This window comes from Streptomyces sp. IBSNAI002 (assembly GCF_052244475.1).
Taxonomy (GTDB): domain Bacteria; phylum Actinomycetota; class Actinomycetes; order Streptomycetales; family Streptomycetaceae; genus Streptomyces.
Genome location: NZ_JBQPXG010000002.1, coordinates 5,172,802 through 5,191,214 on the forward strand (window position 1 = coordinate 5,172,802; position 18,413 = coordinate 5,191,214).

31 protein-coding genes are annotated in these 18,413 nt (G+C 66.4%); all 31 read left to right on the forward strand.

Features of this window, described 5'->3' with window-relative positions:
- The first annotated feature begins 5 nt into the window (after nt 1–5).
- Nucleotides 6–650, forward strand: coding sequence for a 50S ribosomal protein L3 (rplC, locus tag ACTVZO_RS25060; RefSeq protein WP_007265899.1), 645 nt, complete (start codon nt 6–8; stop codon nt 648–650).
- Nucleotides 651–654: 4 nt separating this feature from the next.
- The gene (gene rplD / locus ACTVZO_RS25065; RefSeq protein ID WP_030725940.1) at nt 655–1,305 is read left to right on the forward strand and encodes a 50S ribosomal protein L4; all 651 of its coding nucleotides are present in this window, start codon (nt 655–657) and stop codon (nt 1,303–1,305) included.
- Nucleotides 1,305–1,628, forward strand: a complete 324-nt coding sequence (gene rplW / locus ACTVZO_RS25070) for a 50S ribosomal protein L23 (RefSeq protein ID WP_030154694.1) — start codon at nt 1,305–1,307, stop codon at nt 1,626–1,628. The genes rplD and rplW overlap by 1 nt, the downstream gene beginning before the upstream one ends.
- A 39-nt stretch (nt 1,629–1,667) precedes the next feature.
- A complete protein-coding gene (rplB, locus tag ACTVZO_RS25075; protein WP_008739715.1) occupies nt 1,668–2,504 on the forward strand; it encodes a 50S ribosomal protein L2 in 837 nt (278 codons plus the stop codon).
- Between the two features lie 12 nt (nt 2,505–2,516).
- Nucleotides 2,517–2,798, forward strand: a complete 282-nt coding sequence (gene rpsS, locus ACTVZO_RS25080; RefSeq protein ID WP_008739713.1) for a 30S ribosomal protein S19 — start codon at nt 2,517–2,519, stop codon at nt 2,796–2,798.
- Nucleotides 2,799–2,841: 43 nt separating this feature from the next.
- Nucleotides 2,842–3,189, forward strand: a complete 348-nt coding sequence (gene rplV, locus ACTVZO_RS25085) for a 50S ribosomal protein L22 (RefSeq protein WP_007265904.1) — start codon at nt 2,842–2,844, stop codon at nt 3,187–3,189.
- A complete protein-coding gene (gene rpsC, locus ACTVZO_RS25090; protein WP_030230639.1) occupies nt 3,189–4,031 on the forward strand; it encodes a 30S ribosomal protein S3 in 843 nt (280 codons plus the stop codon). Before rplV ends, rpsC begins: the two co-directional genes overlap by 1 nt.
- Before the next feature lie 5 nt (nt 4,032–4,036).
- Nucleotides 4,037–4,456, forward strand: coding sequence for a 50S ribosomal protein L16 (rplP, locus tag ACTVZO_RS25095; protein ID WP_008739704.1), 420 nt, complete (start codon nt 4,037–4,039; stop codon nt 4,454–4,456).
- Nucleotides 4,456–4,680, forward strand: a complete 225-nt coding sequence (gene rpmC / locus ACTVZO_RS25100) for a 50S ribosomal protein L29 (protein WP_008739703.1) — start codon at nt 4,456–4,458, stop codon at nt 4,678–4,680. The genes rplP and rpmC overlap by 1 nt, the downstream gene beginning before the upstream one ends.
- Nucleotides 4,680–4,961 (forward strand): 30S ribosomal protein S17, encoded by a 282-nt coding sequence (gene rpsQ, locus ACTVZO_RS25105; RefSeq protein WP_030008467.1) that lies wholly within the window; start codon nt 4,680–4,682, stop codon nt 4,959–4,961. The genes rpmC and rpsQ overlap by 1 nt, the downstream gene beginning before the upstream one ends.
- Nucleotides 4,962–5,066: 105 nt before the next feature.
- Entirely contained in the window at nt 5,067–5,435 is a 369-nt protein-coding gene (gene rplN / locus ACTVZO_RS25110) for a 50S ribosomal protein L14 (RefSeq protein WP_008739701.1), read from the forward strand.
- Between the two features lie 2 nt (nt 5,436–5,437).
- Nucleotides 5,438–5,749: a 50S ribosomal protein L24 gene (gene rplX, locus ACTVZO_RS25115; RefSeq protein WP_030008468.1), complete on the forward strand. Its 312-nt coding sequence runs from the start codon at nt 5,438–5,440 to the stop codon at nt 5,747–5,749.
- The gene (rplE, locus tag ACTVZO_RS25120; protein ID WP_030154702.1) at nt 5,749–6,300 is read left to right on the forward strand and encodes a 50S ribosomal protein L5; all 552 of its coding nucleotides are present in this window, start codon (nt 5,749–5,751) and stop codon (nt 6,298–6,300) included. Before rplX ends, rplE begins: the two co-directional genes overlap by 1 nt.
- Before the next feature lie 5 nt (nt 6,301–6,305).
- Nucleotides 6,306–6,491 (forward strand): type Z 30S ribosomal protein S14, encoded by a 186-nt coding sequence (locus tag ACTVZO_RS25125; protein ID WP_003956452.1) that lies wholly within the window; start codon nt 6,306–6,308, stop codon nt 6,489–6,491.
- A 220-nt stretch (nt 6,492–6,711) separates the two neighbouring features.
- Entirely contained in the window at nt 6,712–7,110 is a 399-nt protein-coding gene (rpsH, locus tag ACTVZO_RS25130; RefSeq protein WP_007265911.1) for a 30S ribosomal protein S8, read from the forward strand.
- Between the two features lie 20 nt (nt 7,111–7,130).
- Entirely contained in the window at nt 7,131–7,670 is a 540-nt protein-coding gene (gene rplF / locus ACTVZO_RS25135) for a 50S ribosomal protein L6 (RefSeq protein ID WP_443300514.1), read from the forward strand.
- Between the two features lie 2 nt (nt 7,671–7,672).
- Nucleotides 7,673–8,056 (forward strand): 50S ribosomal protein L18, encoded by a 384-nt coding sequence (gene rplR, locus ACTVZO_RS25140; protein ID WP_030008471.1) that lies wholly within the window; start codon nt 7,673–7,675, stop codon nt 8,054–8,056.
- 45 nt (nt 8,057–8,101) lie between these two features.
- Nucleotides 8,102–8,704, forward strand: a complete 603-nt coding sequence (gene rpsE, locus ACTVZO_RS25145; RefSeq protein ID WP_030864431.1) for a 30S ribosomal protein S5 — start codon at nt 8,102–8,104, stop codon at nt 8,702–8,704.
- Entirely contained in the window at nt 8,704–8,886 is a 183-nt protein-coding gene (gene rpmD / locus ACTVZO_RS25150; protein ID WP_005313525.1) for a 50S ribosomal protein L30, read from the forward strand. The genes rpsE and rpmD overlap by 1 nt, the downstream gene beginning before the upstream one ends.
- Nucleotides 8,887–8,888: 2 nt before the next feature.
- The gene (gene rplO / locus ACTVZO_RS25155) at nt 8,889–9,344 is read left to right on the forward strand and encodes a 50S ribosomal protein L15 (protein WP_069921525.1); all 456 of its coding nucleotides are present in this window, start codon (nt 8,889–8,891) and stop codon (nt 9,342–9,344) included.
- 187 nt (nt 9,345–9,531) lie between these two features.
- Nucleotides 9,532–10,845 (forward strand): preprotein translocase subunit SecY, encoded by a 1,314-nt coding sequence (secY, locus tag ACTVZO_RS25160; RefSeq protein WP_384224725.1) that lies wholly within the window; start codon nt 9,532–9,534, stop codon nt 10,843–10,845.
- A complete protein-coding gene (locus ACTVZO_RS25165) occupies nt 10,845–11,492 on the forward strand; it encodes an adenylate kinase (protein ID WP_443300515.1) in 648 nt (215 codons plus the stop codon). Before secY ends, ACTVZO_RS25165 begins: the two co-directional genes overlap by 1 nt.
- Before the next feature lie 94 nt (nt 11,493–11,586).
- Nucleotides 11,587–12,438, forward strand: a complete 852-nt coding sequence (gene map, locus ACTVZO_RS25170) for a type I methionyl aminopeptidase (protein WP_443300516.1) — start codon at nt 11,587–11,589, stop codon at nt 12,436–12,438.
- Nucleotides 12,439–12,576: 138 nt separating this feature from the next.
- Nucleotides 12,577–12,798, forward strand: a complete 222-nt coding sequence (gene infA / locus ACTVZO_RS25175) for a translation initiation factor IF-1 (protein WP_003956442.1) — start codon at nt 12,577–12,579, stop codon at nt 12,796–12,798.
- A gap of 73 nt (nt 12,799–12,871) precedes the next feature.
- Complete coding sequence (gene rpmJ, locus ACTVZO_RS25180; RefSeq protein ID WP_003956441.1) at nt 12,872–12,985, forward strand: 50S ribosomal protein L36; 114 nt, start codon at nt 12,872–12,874, stop codon at nt 12,983–12,985.
- A gap of 198 nt (nt 12,986–13,183) precedes the next feature.
- On the forward strand, nt 13,184–13,564 hold the full coding sequence (gene rpsM, locus ACTVZO_RS25185; RefSeq protein ID WP_007265919.1) for a 30S ribosomal protein S13: 381 nt from the start codon (nt 13,184–13,186) through the stop codon (nt 13,562–13,564).
- 54 nt (nt 13,565–13,618) lie between these two features.
- Entirely contained in the window at nt 13,619–14,023 is a 405-nt protein-coding gene (gene rpsK / locus ACTVZO_RS25190; protein WP_003956432.1) for a 30S ribosomal protein S11, read from the forward strand.
- Nucleotides 14,024–14,174: 151 nt separating this feature from the next.
- On the forward strand, nt 14,175–15,197 hold the full coding sequence (locus tag ACTVZO_RS25195; RefSeq protein WP_008739666.1) for a DNA-directed RNA polymerase subunit alpha: 1,023 nt from the start codon (nt 14,175–14,177) through the stop codon (nt 15,195–15,197).
- Between the two features lie 103 nt (nt 15,198–15,300).
- The gene (rplQ, locus tag ACTVZO_RS25200; protein ID WP_215023458.1) at nt 15,301–15,765 is read left to right on the forward strand and encodes a 50S ribosomal protein L17; all 465 of its coding nucleotides are present in this window, start codon (nt 15,301–15,303) and stop codon (nt 15,763–15,765) included.
- Nucleotides 15,766–15,851: 86 nt separating this feature from the next.
- Nucleotides 15,852–16,703, forward strand: a complete 852-nt coding sequence (truA, locus tag ACTVZO_RS25205) for a tRNA pseudouridine(38-40) synthase TruA (protein WP_443300517.1) — start codon at nt 15,852–15,854, stop codon at nt 16,701–16,703.
- A gap of 33 nt (nt 16,704–16,736) precedes the next feature.
- Nucleotides 16,737–18,365, forward strand: a complete 1,629-nt coding sequence (locus ACTVZO_RS25210) for an ATP-binding cassette domain-containing protein (RefSeq protein WP_443300518.1) — start codon at nt 16,737–16,739, stop codon at nt 18,363–18,365.
- The last annotated feature ends 48 nt before the right edge of the window (nt 18,366–18,413 follow it).

Here is an 18,413-nt window from a genome sequence, read left to right on the forward strand (position 1 = left end):
AGAAGATGGCAAAGCAGATCAAGGGCGTCCTGGGCGAGAAGCTCGGCATGACCCAGGTCTGGGACGAGAACAACCGTGTCGTCCCGGTGACCGTGGTCAAGGCCGGACCCTGCGTCGTTACCCAGGTCCGTACGAACGACATCGACGGCTACGAGTCGGTCCAGATCGCCTTCGGCGAGATCGACCCGCGCAAGGTGAACAAGCCCCTCAAGGGCCACTTCGCCAAGGCCGACGTGACCCCCCGCCGCCACCTGGTGGAGCTCCGCACCTCCGACGCCAGCGAGTACACGCTCGGCCAGGAGATCACTGCTGAGGTGTTCGAGTCCGGCGTCAAGGTTGACGTCACGGGCAACAGCAAGGGCAAGGGCTTCGCCGGTGTCATGAAGCGGCACAACTTCCGGGGCCTCGGCGCCGGTCACGGTGTGCAGCGCAAGCACCGCTCCCCCGGTTCGATCGGTGGCTGTGCCACCCCTGGGCGTGTCTTCAAGGGCATGCGCATGGCCGGTCGCATGGGTAACGAGCGTGTCACCACCCAGAACCTGACCATCCACGCGGTTGACGCGGAGAAGGGTCTGCTCCTCATCAAGGGTGCGGTCCCCGGTCCGAACGGCGGCCTCGTCCTGGTCCGTACCGCGGCCAAGGGGGCTTGAGGTAATGAGCACCATTGACATCCTTTCGCCGGCAGGCGACAAGGCCGGTACCGTCGAGCTCCCCGCGGAGATCTTCGACGCGAAGACCAGCGTTCCGCTGATCCACCAGGTCGTTGTCGCTCAGCTGGCTGCTGCCCGTCAGGGCACGCACAAGACCAAGCGTCGTGGCGAAGTCCGTGGTGGTGGCCGCAAGCCGTACCGCCAGAAGGGCACCGGCCGCGCGCGCCAGGGTTCGACCCGTGCGCCGCAGTTCGTCGGCGGTGGCGTTGTCCACGGCCCGCAGCCGCGTGACTACTCCCAGCGGACCCCGAAGAAGATGAAGGCCGCCGCCCTCCGCGGTGCCCTCTCGGACCGTGCGCGTCACTCCCGCATCCACGTCATCACCGGCGTGGTCGAGGGTGCCGCCTCCACGAAGGCCGCCAAGACGCTGTTCGGCAAGATCTCGGAGCGCAAGAACCTGCTCCTGGTCGTCGACCGCGCCGACGAGGCCGCGTGGCTGTCCGCCCGCAACCTGCCCCAGGTTCACATCCTGGAGCCGGGCCAGCTGAACACGTACGACGTGATCGTCTCTGACGACGTGGTCTTCACTCAGGCCGCTTTCGAGTCCTTCGTGTCTGGCCCCAAGGCCGATGAGACCGAAGGGAGCGACGCCTGATGTCTGAGGCGACCGTTACCAGCAAGACCTTCACTGACCCGCGCGACCTGCTGATCAAGCCGGTTGTCTCGGAGAAGAGCTACGCGCTGCTGGACGAGAACAAGTACACGTTCATCGTCGCGCCCGGCTCCAACAAGACCCAGATCAAGCAGGCCGTGGAAGCGGTCTTCGGGGTCAAGGTCACCGGGGTCAACACGATCAACCGTCAGGGTAAGCGCAAGCGCACCAAGACCGGTTTCGGCAAGCGCGCTGACACCAAGCGCGCCATCGTGACCCTCGCTGAGGGCGACCGAATCGACATCTTCGGCGGCCAGGCCTCCTAACGGAGGTCTAGTCGTCCGGAATCGGACGAGGACTGAGAAATGGGTATCCGCAAGTACAAGCCGACGACCCCGGGCCGTCGTGGCTCCAGCGTCGCCGACTTTGTCGAGATCACGCGGTCCACGCCGGAGAAGTCGCTGGTTCGCCCCCTGCACAGCAAGGGCGGCCGTAACAACACCGGTCGGATCACCGTTCGCCACCAGGGTGGTGGACACAAGCGCGCCTACCGCGTGATCGACTTCCGTCGTCACGACAAGGACGGCGTGCCGGCCAAGGTCGCGCACATCGAGTACGACCCCAACCGCACCGCGCGCATCGCGCTCCTGCACTACGCGGACGGCGAGAAGCGCTACATCATCGCGCCGAAGGCTCTGAAGCAGGGCGACCGGATTGAGAACGGCCCCACGGCCGACATCAAGCCCGGTAACAACCTGGCCCTCCGCAACATCCCGGTCGGTACCACGATCCACGCGATCGAGCTCCGTCCCGGTGGCGGCGCCAAGTTCGCGCGCTCCGCTGGTGCCTCCGTGCAGCTGCTGGCGAAGGAGGGCACGATGGCCCACCTTCGTATGCCGTCCGGTGAGATCCGTCTCGTCGACGCGCGCTGCCGCGCCACGGTCGGCGAGGTCGGCAACGCCGAGCAGTCGAACATCAACTGGGGCAAGGCCGGCCGCATGCGCTGGAAGGGCGTTCGCCCGTCCGTCCGCGGTGTCGCGATGAACCCGGTTGACCACCCGCACGGTGGTGGTGAGGGCAAGACCAGTGGTGGTCGCCACCCGGTCTCCCCGTGGGGTCAGAAGGAGGGTCGTACTCGCTCGCCGAAGAAGGCTTCGAGCAAGTACATCGTCCGCCGCCGCAAGACGAACAAGAAGCGCTAGGAGCGGGTTTAGATGCCGCGCAGTCTCAAGAAGGGGCCCTTCGTCGACGACCACCTCGTAAAGAAGGTGGACGTCCAGAACGAAGCCGGCACCAAGAACGTCATCAAGACCTGGTCCCGTCGCTCGATGATCATCCCCAGCATGCTGGGTCACACCATCGCGGTGCACAACGGCAAGACCCACGTCCCGGTGTTCGTCACCGAGTCGATGGTCGGCCACAAGCTCGGCGAGTTCTCGCCGACTCGCACCTTCCGCGGCCACGTCAAGGACGACCGGAAGTCGAAGCGCCGCTAAAGGCGGGGTGGTTATGACTATGACTTACACCGAAGGGACAACCATGGAAGCCAGGGCCCAGGCGCGGTACATCCGCGTCACGCCCATGAAGGCCCGCCGAGTGGTGGACCTTATCCGTGGCATGGATGCCACGGAGGCTCAGGCGGTCCTGCGTTTCGCCCCGCAGGCCGCGAGCGTGCCGGTCGGCAAGGTGCTTGACAGCGCCATCGCCAACGCCGCACACAACTACAACCACCCGGACGCCTCCACGCTGGTCATCAGCGAGGCGTACGTGGACGAGGGCCCGACCCTGAAGCGGTTCCGTCCGCGTGCGCAGGGCCGTGCCTACCGGATCCGCAAGCGGACCAGCCACATCACCGTGGTCGTCAGCAGCAAGGAAGGTTCCCGGTAATGGGCCAGAAGGTAAACCCGCACGGGTTCCGGCTCGGCATCACCACCGACTTCAAGTCGCGTTGGTACGCCGACAAGCTGTACAAGGACTACGTCAAGGAAGACGTCGCCATCCGCAGGATGATGACGTCCGGCATGGAGCGCGCCGGCATCTCGAAGGTTGAGATCGAGCGCACCCGTGACCGCGTGCGTGTGGACATCCACACCGCTCGTCCGGGCATCGTCATCGGTCGCCGTGGCGCCGAGGCCGACCGCATCCGCGGTGACCTCGAGAAGCTCACGGGCAAGCAGGTCCAGCTGAACATCCTCGAGGTCAAGAACCCCGAGCTGGATGCACAGCTGGTTGCCCAGGCCGTTGCCGAGCAGCTCTCCTCCCGCGTCTCCTTCCGTCGCGCCATGCGTAAGAGCATGCAGGGCACGATGAAGGCCGGCGCCAAGGGCATCAAGATCCAGTGTGGCGGTCGTCTCGGCGGCGCCGAGATGTCCCGCTCCGAGTTCTACCGCGAAGGCCGTGTGCCGCTGCACACCCTCCGCGCGAACGTGGACTACGGCTTCTTCGAGGCCAAGACCACCTTCGGCCGTATCGGTGTGAAGGTCTGGATCTACAAGGGCGACGTCAAGAACATCGCCGAGGTTCGCGCCGAGAACGCTGCGGCCCGTGCGGGTAACCGCCCGGCCCGTGGCGCGCAGGGCGCTGGCGACCGTCCCGCCGGCCGTGGTGGCCGTGGTGGCGAGCGCGGCGGCCGTGGTGGCCGCAAGCCGCAGCAGGCTGCTGGTGTCGAGGCCCCCAAGGCCGACGCTCCCGCCGCCGCTCCGGCCGAGAGCACCGGAACGGAGGCCTGACCGACATGCTGATCCCTCGTAGGGTCAAGCACCGCAAGCAGCACCACCCGAAGCGCAGCGGTATGGCCAAGGGCGGTACTGAGGTCACGTTCGGCGAGTACGGCATCCAGGCGCTGACCCCGGCTTACGTGACGAACCGCCAGATCGAGGCGGCTCGTATTGCGATGACCCGCCACATCAAGCGTGGCGGCAAGGTCTGGATCAACATCTACCCGGACCGCCCGCTGACGAAGAAGCCGGCCGAAACCCGCATGGGTTCCGGTAAGGGTTCTCCCGAGTGGTGGATCGCCAACGTGCACCCGGGTCGGGTCATGTTCGAGCTGTCCTACCCGAACGAGAAGATTGCTCGTGAGGCGCTCACCCGCGCTGCTCACAAGCTTCCGATGAAGTGCCGGATTGTTCGGCGCGAGGCAGGTGAGTCGTGATGGCGACGGGAACCAAGGCGTCCGAGCTGCGTGAGCTCGGCAACGAGGAGCTCGTTGGCAAGCTGCGCGAGGCCAAGGAGGAGCTGTTCAAGCTCCGCTTCCAGGCGGCCACGGGTCAGCTGGAGAACAACGGCCGGCTCAAGTCCGTCCGTAAGGACATCGCTCGCATCTACACCCTGATGCACGAGCGTGAGCTCGGTATCGAGACGGTGGAGAGCGCCTGATGAGCGAGAACAACGTGACTGAGAAGACCGAGCGCGGTTTCCGCAAGACCCGTGAGGGTCTGGTCGTCAGCGACAAGATGGACAAGACCGTCGTCGTCGCCGTCGAGGACCGCGTCAAGCACGCCCTGTACGGCAAGGTCATCCGCCGTACGAACAAGCTCAAGGCGCACGACGAGCAGAACGCTGCCGGCGTCGGCGACCGCGTCCTCATCATGGAGACGCGTCCGCTGTCGGCGAGCAAGCGCTGGCGCATCGTCGAGATCCTCGAGAAGGCCAAGTAAGCACCTGAGGGGTTTCCCTTAGGTTCGTTCCGCCAGGCTCGGTGGGGGCGACGCTCTCCGGAGTGAAGCCCCCGCCGGGAACCGGCAGACAAACAGGAGATACACGTGATCCAGCAGGAGTCGCGACTGCGTATCGCCGACAACACTGGTGCCAAGGAAATCCTTTGCATCCGTGTTCTCGGTGGTTCCGGTCGCCGCTACGCGGGCATCGGTGACGTCATCGTCGCCACCGTCAAGGACGCGATCCCCGGTGGCAACGTGAAGAAGGGTGACGTCGTCAAGGCTGTCATCGTTCGCACCGTCAAGGAGCGTCGCCGCCAGGACGGCTCGTACATCCGCTTTGACGAGAACGCCGCCGTCATTCTGAAGAACGACGGCGACCCTCGCGGCACCCGTATCTTCGGCCCGGTGGGCCGTGAGCTGCGCGAGAAGAAGTTCATGAAGATCATCTCGCTCGCGCCGGAGGTGCTGTAAGCATGAAGATCAAGAAGGGCGACCTGGTTCAGGTCATCACCGGTAAGGACAAGGGCAAGCAGGGCAAGGTCATCGTCGCCTTCCCCGCCGACAACCGTGTCCTCGTCGAGGGTGTCAACCGGGTCAAGAAGCACACCAAGGCCGCGCAGAACCAGGCCGGTGGCATCGTGATCACCGAGGCCCCGGTCCACGTGAGCAACGTTCAGCTGGTTGTGGAGAAGGACGGCAAGAAGGTCGTCACCCGCGTCGGCTACCGCTTCGACGACGAGGGCAACAAGATCCGCGTTGCCAAGCGGACGGGTGAGGACATCTGATGGCTACCACTCCGCGTCTGAAGACGAAGTACCGCGAGGACATCGCGGGCAAGCTGCGTGAGGAGTTCTCCTACGAGAACGTCATGCAGATCCCCGGCCTCGTCAAGATCGTCGTGAACATGGGTGTCGGCGACGCCGCCCGTGACTCGAAGCTGATCGACGGTGCCATCCGCGACCTGACGACGATCACCGGTCAGAAGCCGGCCGTCACGAAGGCTCGCAAGTCCATCGCGCAGTTCAAGCTGCGTGAGGGTCAGCCGATCGGCTGCCACGTCACCCTCCGTGGTGACCGCATGTGGGAGTTCCTGGACCGTACGCTGTCGCTCGCGCTGCCGCGTATCCGTGACTTCCGTGGTCTGTCGCCGAAGCAGTTCGACGGCCGTGGCAACTACACCTTCGGTCTCACGGAGCAGGTCATGTTCCACGAGATCGACCAGGACAAGATCGACCGTACCCGGGGTATGGACATCACCGTGGTCACCACGGCGACCAACGACGCTGAGGGCCGCGCGCTCCTTCGTCACCTCGGCTTCCCCTTCAAGGAGGCGTAAGCGAGATGGCGAAGAAGGCTCTCATCGCGAAGGCTGCCCGCAAGCCCAAGTTCGGTGTGCGTGCGTACACCCGCTGCCAGCGCTGCGGTCGTCCCCACTCCGTGTACCGCAAGTTCGGCCTGTGCCGCGTGTGCCTTCGTGAGATGGCTCACCGTGGCGAGCTGCCGGGCGTGACCAAGAGCTCCTGGTAACCCTCCCACCCTTTGGGTGTTGAGGTTTTCCAGACGCTCTCGGTAAGCATCAGGTCGGCGGACCGCCCTGCCCGCATGCCGTAGGCTTGTGGGGTTGGGCGTCCGCCGCCCTATCGACTTACTACGCCGTAGGTCCCCGCACCGCACCCGTCCCGCCACTGAGTGGGGAGAGGGATGGCGCATACAGGAAACCCCGGCGAGAGAGGCCGAAGGCCACTTCATGACCATGACTGACCCGATCGCAGACATGCTCACGCGTCTGCGTAACGCTAACTCGGCGTACCACGACACCGTCGTGATGCCGCACAGCAAGATCAAGTCGCACATCGCAGAGATCCTCAAGCAGGAGGGTTTCATCACCGGCTGGAAGGTCGAGGACGCCGAGGTCGGCAAGAACCTCGTCCTCGAGCTGAAGTTCGGGCCGAACCGTGAGCGCTCCATCGCGGGCATCAAGCGGATCTCGAAGCCCGGTCTGCGCGTGTACGCGAAGTCCACCAACCTGCCGAAGGTCCTCGGCGGCCTGGGCGTGGCGATCATCTCCACGTCCCACGGTCTCCTGACCGGCCAGCAGGCAGGCAAGAAGGGCGTAGGTGGGGAAGTCCTCGCCTACGTCTGGTAGTCGGGAACGGAGGAAAAGCAATGTCGCGAATCGGCAAGCTCCCCATCCAGGTTCCCGCCGGTGTGGACGTCACCATCGACGGCCAGACGGTCGCCGTGAAGGGCCCCAAGGGTTCCCTCACGCACACCGTCAAGGCGCCGATCGAGATCGTCAAGGGTGAGGAAGGCGTTCTGAACGTCACCCGCCCGAACGACGAGCGTCAGAACAAGGCCCTGCACGGCCTGTCCCGCACGCTGGTGGCGAACATGATCACCGGTGTGACCACGGGGTACGTCAAGGCTCTCGAGATCAGCGGTGTCGGTTACCGCGTGGCCGCGAAGGGCTCCAACCTGGAGTTCCAGCTCGGCTACAGCCACCCGATCCTGGTGGAGGCGCCCGAGGGCATCTCCTTCAAGGTCGAGTCGCCGACCAAGTTCTCGGTCGAGGGCATCGACAAGCAGAAGGTCGGCGAGGTCGCCGCCAACATCCGCAAGCTGCGGAAGCCCGACCCGTACAAGGCCAAGGGTGTCAAGTACGCCGGCGAAGTCATCCGCCGCAAGGTCGGAAAGGCTGGTAAGTAGCCATGGCATACGGTGTGAAGATCGCCAAGGGCGACGCGTACAAGCGCGCTGCCAAGGCTCGCCGCCACATCCGCATCCGCAAGAACGTCTCGGGTACGGCGGAGCGTCCGCGCCTCGTCGTGACGCGTTCCAACCGCAACATCGTTGCTCAGGTCATCGACGACCTCCAGGGTCACACCCTGGCGTCGGCGTCGACCCTGGACGCTTCGATCCGCGGTGGCGAAGGCGACAAGAGCTCGCAGGCCCAGGCTGTCGGCGCGCTCGTCGCCGAGCGTGCCAAGGCCGCGGGTGTCGAGACCGTCGTGTTCGACCGCGGTGGCAACCGATACGCCGGGCGCATTGCCGCTCTGGCTGACGCCGCCCGCGAAGCCGGGCTGAAGTTCTAAGCCCCGGTTCCGGGACTCACGGACGTAACAGAGAGAGGTAATCCAATGGCTGGACCCCAGCGCCGCGGAAGCGGTGCCGGTGGCGGCGAGCGGCGGGACCGGAAGGGTCGCGACGGTGGCCCTGCCGCCGAGAAGACCGCTTACGTTGAGCGCGTTGTCGCGATCAACCGCGTCGCCAAGGTTGTCAAGGGTGGTCGCCGCTTCAGCTTCACCGCGCTGGTCGTGGTGGGCGACGGTGACGGCACTGTAGGTGTCGGTTACGGCAAGGCCAAGGAAGTTCCCGCGGCCATCGCCAAGGGTGTCGAGGAAGCCAAGAAGAACTTCTTCAAGGTTCCGCGCATCCAGGGCACCATCCCTCACCCGATCCAGGGCGAGAAGGCCGCGGGCGTCGTCCTGCTGAAGCCTGCTTCCCCCGGTACCGGTGTTATCGCGGGTGGCCCGGTGCGCGCCGTTCTGGAGTGCGCCGGCGTTCACGACATCCTGTCGAAGTCGCTCGGCTCCGACAACGCGATCAACATCGTGCACGCGACCGTGGCGGCCCTCAAGGGCCTGCAGCGTCCCGAGGAGATCGCGGCTCGCCGTGGTCTGCCCCTCGAGGACGTCGCCCCCGCGGCTCTCCTTCGTGCGCGTGCTGGGGCGGGTGTCTAATGGCCCGCCTCAAGATCACGCAGACGAAGTCGTACATCGGCAGCAAGCAGAACCACCGCGACACTCTGCGTTCGCTCGGGCTCAAGCGCCTGAACGACGTGGTCGTCAAGGAGGACCGCCCCGAGTTCCGCGGAATGGTTCACACCGTCCGCCACCTCGTGACGGTTGAGGAGGTTGACTAATCATGGCTGAGAACAGCCCGCTGAAGGCCCACAACCTCCGTCCCGCCCCCGGCGCCAAGACCGCGAAGACCCGTGTCGGTCGTGGTGAGGCGTCGAAGGGTAAGACGGCCGGTCGTGGTACGAAGGGCCAGAAGGCCCGTTACCAGATCCCGGAGCGCTTCGAGGGTGGGCAGATGCCCCTCCACATGCGTCTCCCGAAGCTCAAGGGCTTCAAGAACCCGTTCCGCACCGAGTACCAGGTCGTGAACCTGGACAAGCTCGGCGCCCTCTACCCCGAGGGTGGAGAGGTCACGGTGGCCGACCTGGTCGCCAAGGGCGCGGTTCGCAAGAACAGCCTCGTCAAGGTCCTGGGCCAGGGCGAGATCTCCGTGGCGCTGCAGGTTTCGGTTGACGCCGTCTCCGGCTCCGCCAAGGAGAAGATCGCCGCCGCCGGTGGCACTGTCACCGAGCTCGTCTAAGACGAATTCAGTGGCTAAATAGCTCGAAACCCGACCGGGGATGCCTCACATATGGGGCATCCCCGGTTGGTCGTTCCACGGGAGGCGCACTCGCCGGTAAGGTGGCGTGCACCTTTGCTTTGTCGTATACGTCGATCCCTCAGACCGTCACCTCTGACGCAGTAGCGCGGGGGTCGCAGGAGGCACCGTGCTCACCGCGTTCGCCCGGGCGTTCAAGACGCCCGACCTGCGCAAGAAGCTGCTCTTCACGCTCGGCATCATCGTGCTGTTCCGGCTCGGGTCCCACATCCCGGTACCCGGCGTGAGCTACAAGAACGTTCAGATCTGTGTCGACCAGGCGGGCAGCAGCAACGGGCTGTTCGGTCTCGTCAACATGTTCAGCGGCGGTGCGCTGCTGCAGATCACGATCTTTGCGCTCGGCATCATGCCGTACATCACGGCGAGCATCATTCTGCAGCTGCTGACCGTGGTCATCCCGAAGCTGGAGACCCTCAAAAAAGAGGGCCAGTCCGGCACGGCGAAGATCACTCAGTACACGCGCTATCTGACGGTCGCGCTCGCGATCCTGCAGGGCACGGGCCTCGTCGCCACCGCCCGCACCGGTGCCCTCTTCCAGGGCTGCCAGGTCGCCAGCCAGATCGTCCCCAACCGTTCGATCTTCACCACCGTCGTCATGGTCGTCACCATGACGGCCGGTACCTGTGTCGTCATGTGGCTCGGTGAGCTCATCACGGACCGCGGCATCGGCAACGGCATGTCGATCCTGATGTTCATCTCCATCGCCGCCGGCTTCATCGGCGCCCTCTGGCAGATCAAGCTCCAGGGCAAGATCGCCGACGGCTGGGTCGAGTTCGGCGTGGTCATGCTGGTCGGTCTCGCGATGGTCGGTCTGGTGGTCTTCGTCGAGCAGGCGCAGCGCCGGATCCCCGTCCAGTACGCGAAGCGCATGATCGGCCGCCGTGCCTACGGCGGTACCTCGACCTACATCCCGCTCAAGGTGAACCAGGCGGGCATCATCCCCGTCATCTTCGCCTCGTCGCTGCTGTACATCCCGGCACTGGTCGTTCAGTTCAGCGGTTCCACCGCGGGCTGGGCGACGTGGATCCAGAAGCACTTCGTCAAGGGCGACCACCCGTACTACATCGCCGTCTACTTCCTCCTGATCGTCTTCTTCGCGTTCTTCTACGTGGCGATCTCGTTCAACCCCGAGGAAGTTGCAGACAACATGAAGAAGTATGGTGGGTTCATCCCGGGTATCCGTGCCGGTCGACCCACCGCCGAGTACCTGAGCTACGTGCTCAACCGGATCACTTGGCCGGGGTCGCTGTACCTGGGACTCATCGCTCTTGTGCCGACGATGGCGTTGGCGGGCTTCGGAGCGAACCAGAACTTCCCGTTCGGCGGGACGAGCATCCTGATCATCGTGGGTGTGGGTCTGGAAACCGTGAAGCAGATCGAGAGCCAGCTCCAGCAGCGTAATTACGAAGGGTTCCTCCGCTGATGCGTATCGTCCTCGTCGGACCGCCCGGTGCGGGCAAGGGAACGCAGGCCGCGTTCCTTGCCAAGAACCTGTCGATCCCGCACATCTCCACGGGCGACCTGTTCCGGGCCAACATCAGCCAGGGCACCGCGCTGGGCAAGCAGGCGAAGGCGTTCATGGACGCCGGCGACCTGGTTCCCGACGAGGTCACCATCGCCATGGCCAAGGACCGCATGGAGCAGCCGGACGCGGTGAGCGGCTTCCTGCTCGACGGGTTCCCGCGCAACGTGTCGCAGGCCGAGGCCCTCGACACGATGCTCAAGGCCGCGGGGATGAAGCTGGACGCCGTCCTCGACCTGGAGGTCGAGGAGGACGAGGTGGTCAAGCGGATCGCCGGCCGCCGGATCTGCCGCAACGACTCGTCGCACGTCTTCCACGTGGCGTACGCCCAGCCGAAGACCGAGGGCGTCTGCGACAAGTGCGGCGGCGAGCTGTACCAGCGCGGGGACGACTCCGAGGCCACGGTCCGCAACCGGCTGGAGGTCTACCACACGCAGACCGAGCCGATCATCGACTACTACAAGGCCCAGGGCCTGCTCGTCACCATCCCCGCCCTCGGTGAGGTCGCGGACGTGACGAAGCGCGCGATGGATGCGCTGAACAAGTAGTCACCCTTTGTCGTGCGGGTACGGCCGCGGTGTCCCCTGGGCATCGCGGCCGTACTGTTGAGAAGACTCGTACCGAGGCTGGAAGGCTTTTTTCATGGTCCAGATCAAGACCCCCGAGCAGATCGCGAAGATGCGCGAGGCAGGGCTGGTCGTCGCCGCGATCCATGCGGCGACCCGTGAGGCGGCCGTGCCGGGCGCCACGACGCGGGATCTGGACATGGTGGCCCGCAAGGTGATCGCGGACGCCGGTGCCAAGTCGAACTTCCTCGGCTACGGCGGCTTCCCCGCGACCATCTGCACCTCGGTGAACGAGGTCGTGGTCCACGGCATCCCGGACGACAAGACGGTCCTCAAGAACGGGGACATCATCTCGATCGACGCCGGCGCGATCGTCGACGGCTGGCACGGGGACGCGGCGTACACCGCCTTCGTGGGCACCGGGCACGCCCCTGAGCTCGTGGAGCTCTCGCGGGTGACCGAGGAGTCCATGTGGGCCGGCATCGCCGCCATGAAGCTCGGCAACAGGCTCGTGGACATCTCGAAGGCGATCGAGACGTACATCAAGCGCCAGCCGCGTCCGACCACCGGTGAGCACAGCCTCGGCAAGTTCGGGATCATCGAGGACTACGGCGGCCACGGCATCGGGTCCGAGATGCACATGGACCCCCACCTGCTGAACTACGTCTCGCGCAAGCGGGGCAAGGGGATCAAGCTCGTACCGGGCGTCTGCCTGGCCATCGAGCCCATGGTCTCCCTGGGCACCGCCCAGACCGAGGTCCTGGCGGACGACTGGACGGTCATCACCACGGACGGCACCTGGTCCTCCCACTGGGAGCACTCCATCGCGCTGACCGAGGCCGGCCCCATCGTCCTGACCAGCCCGGACTGCGGCAAGGCCAAGCTGGCGGAGTACGGGGTCACCACGGCTCCGGACCCCCTGGCGTAATGATCTACACTCTGGGGCAAACTTTCCGGATTCGTCTTTCTGGGTGCCCTGACGTAGACTGACTCGTCGGCTCTCGTGCATATCCATGCCTGCATGGCGCACTGAGCCGATCAAGGTAGCCGATTCGAAGGGCGAAGCGTGGCCAAGAAGCAAGGTGCCATCGAAATCGAGGGCACCGTGATCGAGTCCCTCCCGAACGCGATGTTCAAGGTGGAACTGCAGAACGGTCACAAGGTCCTCGCGCACATCAGCGGCAAGATGCGCATGCACTACATCCGCATCCTCCCGGATGACCGGGTCGTCGTGGAGCTGTCTCCGTACGACCTGACGCGTGGCCGGATCGTCTACCGATACAAGTAGATCTTGTCCTCACTCCTGCCTGGGCATCCGTCCCGGTGCGGGTGGTGGCACTGACCCGGAGAACCTCACCAACATGAAGGTCAAGCCGAGCGTCAAGAAGATCTGCGACAAGTGCAAGGTGATCCGCCGTCACGGTCGGGTCATGGTCATCTGCGACAACCTGCGCCACAAGCAGCGCCAGGGCTGACGCACGCCGACCGACCTGCCTTCCGCAGTTCTTCGCGCGACGTAAGAAAACGTACATACGCAGAACCCGCCCAGCCCTGAGAGGGGCCGGCGGTACCTCCGGCGGGGGCCGGGGACCCGGACGTACCATCACCCATTTCGGGTGGTCGGCGGTCGGGAGTGGTTCTGCGGAAGACCCCCGAACACACAGGAGCCATTTGTGGCACGCGTTTCCGGTGTTGACATCCCGCGCGAAAAGCGTGTGGAGATCGCACTCACCTACGTCTTCGGTATCGGGCGCACCCGGTCCAAGGAGATCCTCGCCTCCACCGGCGTGAACCCGAACACCCGCGTTCGTGACCTGGCCGAAGAGGACCTCGTCAAGATCCGCGAGTACGTGGACGCCAACCTCCGCACCGAGGGTGACCTCCGCCGCGAGATCCAGGGCGACATTCGCCGCAAGATCGAGATCCAGTGCTACCAGGGCATCCGCCACCGTCGTGGCCTGCCGGTGCACGGTCAGCGCACCAGCACGAACGCGCGTACCCGCAAGGGCCCGCGTCGCGCGATCGCCGGTAAGAAGAAGCCGGGCAAGAAGTAGTCCTGTTCAGCGGTCTTGCGCTGTAGGACCGACCACCTCCCGTAGGAGATTTAGATGCCCCCCAAGGGTCGTCAGGGCGCTGCCAAGAAGGTGCGCCGCAAGGAAAAGAAGAACGTCGCTCACGGGCACGCCCACATCAAGAGCACGTTCAACAACACCATCGTCTCGATCACGGACCCCTCGGGCAACGTGATCTCCTGGGCCTCCGCCGGCCACGTCGGCTTCAAGGGCTCGCGCAAGTCCACCCCCTTCGCCGCGCAGATGGCCGCCGAGTCGGCCGCCCGCCGCGCGCAGGAGCACGGCATGCGCAAGGTCGACGTCTTCGTCAAGGGTCCGGGCTCCGGCCGCGAGACCGCGATCCGCTCCCTCCAGGCCACCGGCCTCGAGGTCGGTTCGATCCAGGACGTCACCCCCACCCCGCACAACGGCTGCCGCCCGCCGAAGCGCCGCCGCGTCTGACGCAGCGGACGCACTTGTGCGTTCTTGAGTGTCCGGGCGGTACGACCCTTTCGGGGGCCGTGCCGCCCGTACCCTTGCAGTAGCCGTACCCCTGGTACGGCGTCCCGTCGGGCGTCAAATAGTGGGCGTCCACGAATGAAGGAACACAGACATGCTTATCGCTCAGCGTCCTTCGCTGACCGAAGAGGTCGTCGACGAGTACCGCTCGCGGTTCGTGATCGAGCCGCTGGAGCCGGGCTTCGGCTACACCCTCGGCAACTCCCTGCGCCGTACGCTCCTGTCCTCGATCCCGGGTGCCGCTGTCACCAGCATCCGCGTGGACGGCGTCCTGCACGAGTTCACCACCGTGCCGGGTGTCAAGGAAGACGTCACCGACATCATCCTCAACATCAAGCAGCTGGTCGTCTCCTCGGAGCACGACGAGCCGGTCGTGATGTACCTGCGCAAGCAGGGTCCCGGCCTGGTCACCGCCGCTGACATCGCGCCCCCGGCCGGTGTCGAGGTGCACAACCCGGACCTCGTCCTCGCCACGCTCAACGGCAAGGGCAAGCTGGAGATGGAGCTGACCGTCGAGCGCGGTCGCGGCTACGTCTCCGCCGTCCAGAACAAGCAGCTGGGCCAGGAGATCGGCCGCATCCCGATCGACTCCATCTACAGCCCGGTCCTCAAGGTCACCTACAAGGTCGAGGCGACCCGTGTCGAGCAGCGCACCGACTTCGACAAGCTGATCGTCGACGTCGAGACCAAGCAGGCCATGCGCCCGCGCGACGCCATGGCGTCCGCCGGCAAGACCCTGGTCGAGCTGTTCGGTCTGGCGCGCGAGCTCAACATCGACGCCGAGGGCATCGACATGGGCCCGTCCCCGACGGACGCCGCCCTGGCCGCCGACCTGGCGCTGCCGATCGAGGAGCTCGAGCTCACCGTCCGGTCGTACAACTGCCTCAAGCGCGAGGGCATCCACTCCGTGGGTGAGCTCGTCGCCCGCTCCGAGGCCGACCTGCTCGACATCCGCAACTTCGGTGCGAAGTCGATCGACGAGGTCAAGGCGAAGCTGGCCGGCATGGGCCTGGCCCTCAAGGACAGCCCGCCCGGATTCGACCCGACCGCCGCCGCCGACGCCTTCGGCGCCGACGACGACGCGGACGCCGGTTTCGTCGAGACCGAGCAGTACTAGAAAGCTTGCGGGGGGCTCACGCCCCCCGCACCCCCTCCCGCAACCGCTTGAGGGAACTGACACCGGTACCTGACACGGCCGGTGCAGATATGAAGGAGTAACAATGCCGCGTCCCGCAAAGGGTGCCCGCCTGGGCGGCTCCGCCGCGCACGAGAAGCACCTCCTCGCGAACCTCGCGAAGGCGCTCTTCGAGCACGGCCGCATCACCACCACCGAGGCCAAGGCCCGTCGCCTGCGTCCCTACGCCGAGCGTCTGGTCACCAAGGCCAAGAAGGGCGACATCCACAACCGTCGCCTGGTGCTGCAGACGATCACGGACAAGAGCATCGTGCACACGCTGTTCACCGAGATCGCCCCGCGCTACGAGAACCGCCCCGGTGGTTACACGCGCATCACCAAGATCGGCAACCGTCGTGGCGACAACGCCCCGATGGCGGTCATCGAGCTGGTCGAGGCCCTGACGGTCGCCCAGCAGGCCACTGGTGAGGCCGAGGCCGCCACCAAGCGCGCGGTGAAGGAGGCGGAGGCCGCCGAGGCTCCCGCCGCCGAGGAGACCAAGGAGGCCTGATCCCCTCCGGGATCACGCTGAACGGCTCTGAACGGGCCCGCCCCCTCCGGGGCGGGCCCGTTCTGCTTTCTGAGAGGATCGGTCACGTGAGTGACGAGGTGGAGCCCGGACACGTCCGGGTGCGGCTGGACCTGTCGTACGACGGCAAGGACTTCTCCGGCTGGGCGAAGCAGCGCGTGCTGCGGACCGTGCAGGGCGAGCTGGAGAGCGCACTGCAGACCGTGATGCGGCTGAAGGAGCCCGTCGAGCTCACCGTCGCCGGGCGCACCGACGCCGGCGTGCACGCCCGGGGGCAGGTCGCGCAGTTCGACCTGGCCGAAGAGGTGTGGGCCGAGCACCACGACAAGCTGCTGCGCCGCCTCGCCGGGCGGCTGCCGCACGACGTACGGGTGTGGAAGGCCGCCGAGGCCCCCGAGGGCTTCAACGCGCGCTTCTCGGCCATCTGGCGCCGCTACGCCTACCGGGTGGGCGACCACCAGGGCGGCGTCGACCCGCTGCGCCGCGGGCACGTCCTGTGGCACCAGTGGCCGCTCGACGTCGACGCCATGAACGAAGCCGCCGCCCCGCTGCTCGGCGAGCACGACTTCGCCGCGTACTGCAAGAAGCGCGAGGGCGCGACGACCATCCGCACGCTCCAGCGGCTCAGCTGGGAGCGCGGCGAGGACGGCATCGTCACCGCCACCGTGCGCGCCGACGCCTTCTGCCACAACATGGTCCGCTCGCTGGTCGGCGCCCTGCTGCACGTCGGCGACGGGCACCGGCCCACCGACTGGCCGGGCAAGGTGCTGGCCGCGGCCGTACGGGACTCCTCGGTGCACGTGGTCAAGCCGCACGGGCTCACCCTGGAGGAGGTCGGCTACCCGGCCGACGAACTGCTGGCCGCCCGCAGCAAGGAAGCCCGGAACATGCGGACCCTGCCGGGCGCCGGCTGCTGCTAATCCGTTTGGGCGGATCGCGGCCGGACCGGGACAATGCGCGGCATGGGACATCTCGAAGCCAGCCACCTGGAGTACTACCTTCCCGACGGGCGGGTCCTGCTCCCCGACGTCTCCTTCCGGGTCGGGGAGGGGTCGGTGGCGGCTCTGGTGGGAGCGAACGGCGCCGGCAAGACCACCCTGCTCAAGCTGATCTCCGGAGAGCTCCAGCCGCACGGCGGCGGGGTCACCATCAGCGGCGGGCTGGGCGTGATGTCGCAGTTCGTGGGCTCCGTACGGGACGAGACCACCGTGCGGGACCTGCTGGTCTCCGTGGCCCAGCCGCGGATCCGGGAGGCCGCGAAGGCCGTGGACCGGGCCGAGCAGCTGATCCTCACGGTCGACGACGAGGCGGCGCAGATGGCGTACGCCCAGGCGCTCAGCGACTGGGCCGACGTCCAGGGCTACGAGGCGGAGACCCTGTGGGACGTCTGCACCATGGCCGCGCTGGCCATCCCGTACGACTCCGCGCAGTTCCGCGAGGTGCGCACGCTGTCGGGCGGTGAGCAGAAGCGGCTGGTGCTGGAGGCGCTGCTGCGCGGGCCGGACGAGGTGCTGCTGCTCGACGAGCCGGACAACTACCTCGACGTCCCGGGCAAGCGCTGGCTGGAGGAGCAGCTGAGGGCCACCCGCAAGACCGTGCTGTTCGTCAGCCACGACCGGGAGCTGCTCACCCAGGCCGCGGAGCGGATCATCAGCCTGGAGGCCAGCCCGACGGGCAGCGACGTGTGGGTGCACGGCTCGGGCTTCGCGACGTACCACGAGGCCCGCAAGGAGCGCTTCGCGCGCTTCGAGGAGCTCAAGCGGCGCTGGGACGAGGAGCACGCCCGGCTGCGGGCCCTGGTGCTGCGGCTGCGCAACCAGGCCGCCTCCAGCCCCGACATGGCCTCGCGCTACCGGGCGATGCAGACCCGCTTCCAGAAGTTCGAGGAGGCCGGCCCGCCGCCGGAGCCGCCGCGCGAGCAGGACATCAAGATGCGGCTCAAGGGCGGCCGGACCGGTGTGCGGGCGCTGACCGTGGAGAACCTGGAGCTCACGGGGCTGATGAAGCCGTTCTCCCTGGAGGTCTTCTACGGGGAGCGGGTCGCGGTGCTCGGCTCGAACGGCTCCGGCAAGTCGCACTTCCTGCGGCTGCTGGCGGGCGAGGACGTCAAGCACACGGGCGCCTGGAAGCTGGGCGCACGGGTGGTTCCCGGCCACTTCGCGCAGACGCACGCGCACCCGGAGCTCTTCGGCCGCACCCTCGTCGACATCCTGTGGACGGAGGCGGCCAAGCCGCTGGGCCAGGCGATGGGGGCATTGCGCCGCTACGAGCTGGAGCGCCAGGGCGAGCAGCCCTTCGAGAAGCTCTCCGGCGGCCAGCAGGCGCGCTTCCAGATCCTGCTGCTGGAGCTGGCGGGCACCACGGCGCTGCTGCTGGACGAGCCCACGGACAACCTGGACCTGGAGTCCGCGGAGGCGCTCCAGGACGGCCTGGAGTCCTACGACGGCACTGTGCTCTGCGTCACGCACGACCGCTGGTTCGCCCGCACATTCGACCGGTACCTGGTGTTCGGTTCGGACGGTGTGGTGCGGGAGACTCAGGAGCCCGTCTGGGACGAACGTAGAGTCGAACGCAAGCGCTAGGGGGAGACCGCCCCCTCGGTCGGAGTGAGGGGGAGGCGTTGTGGGCCT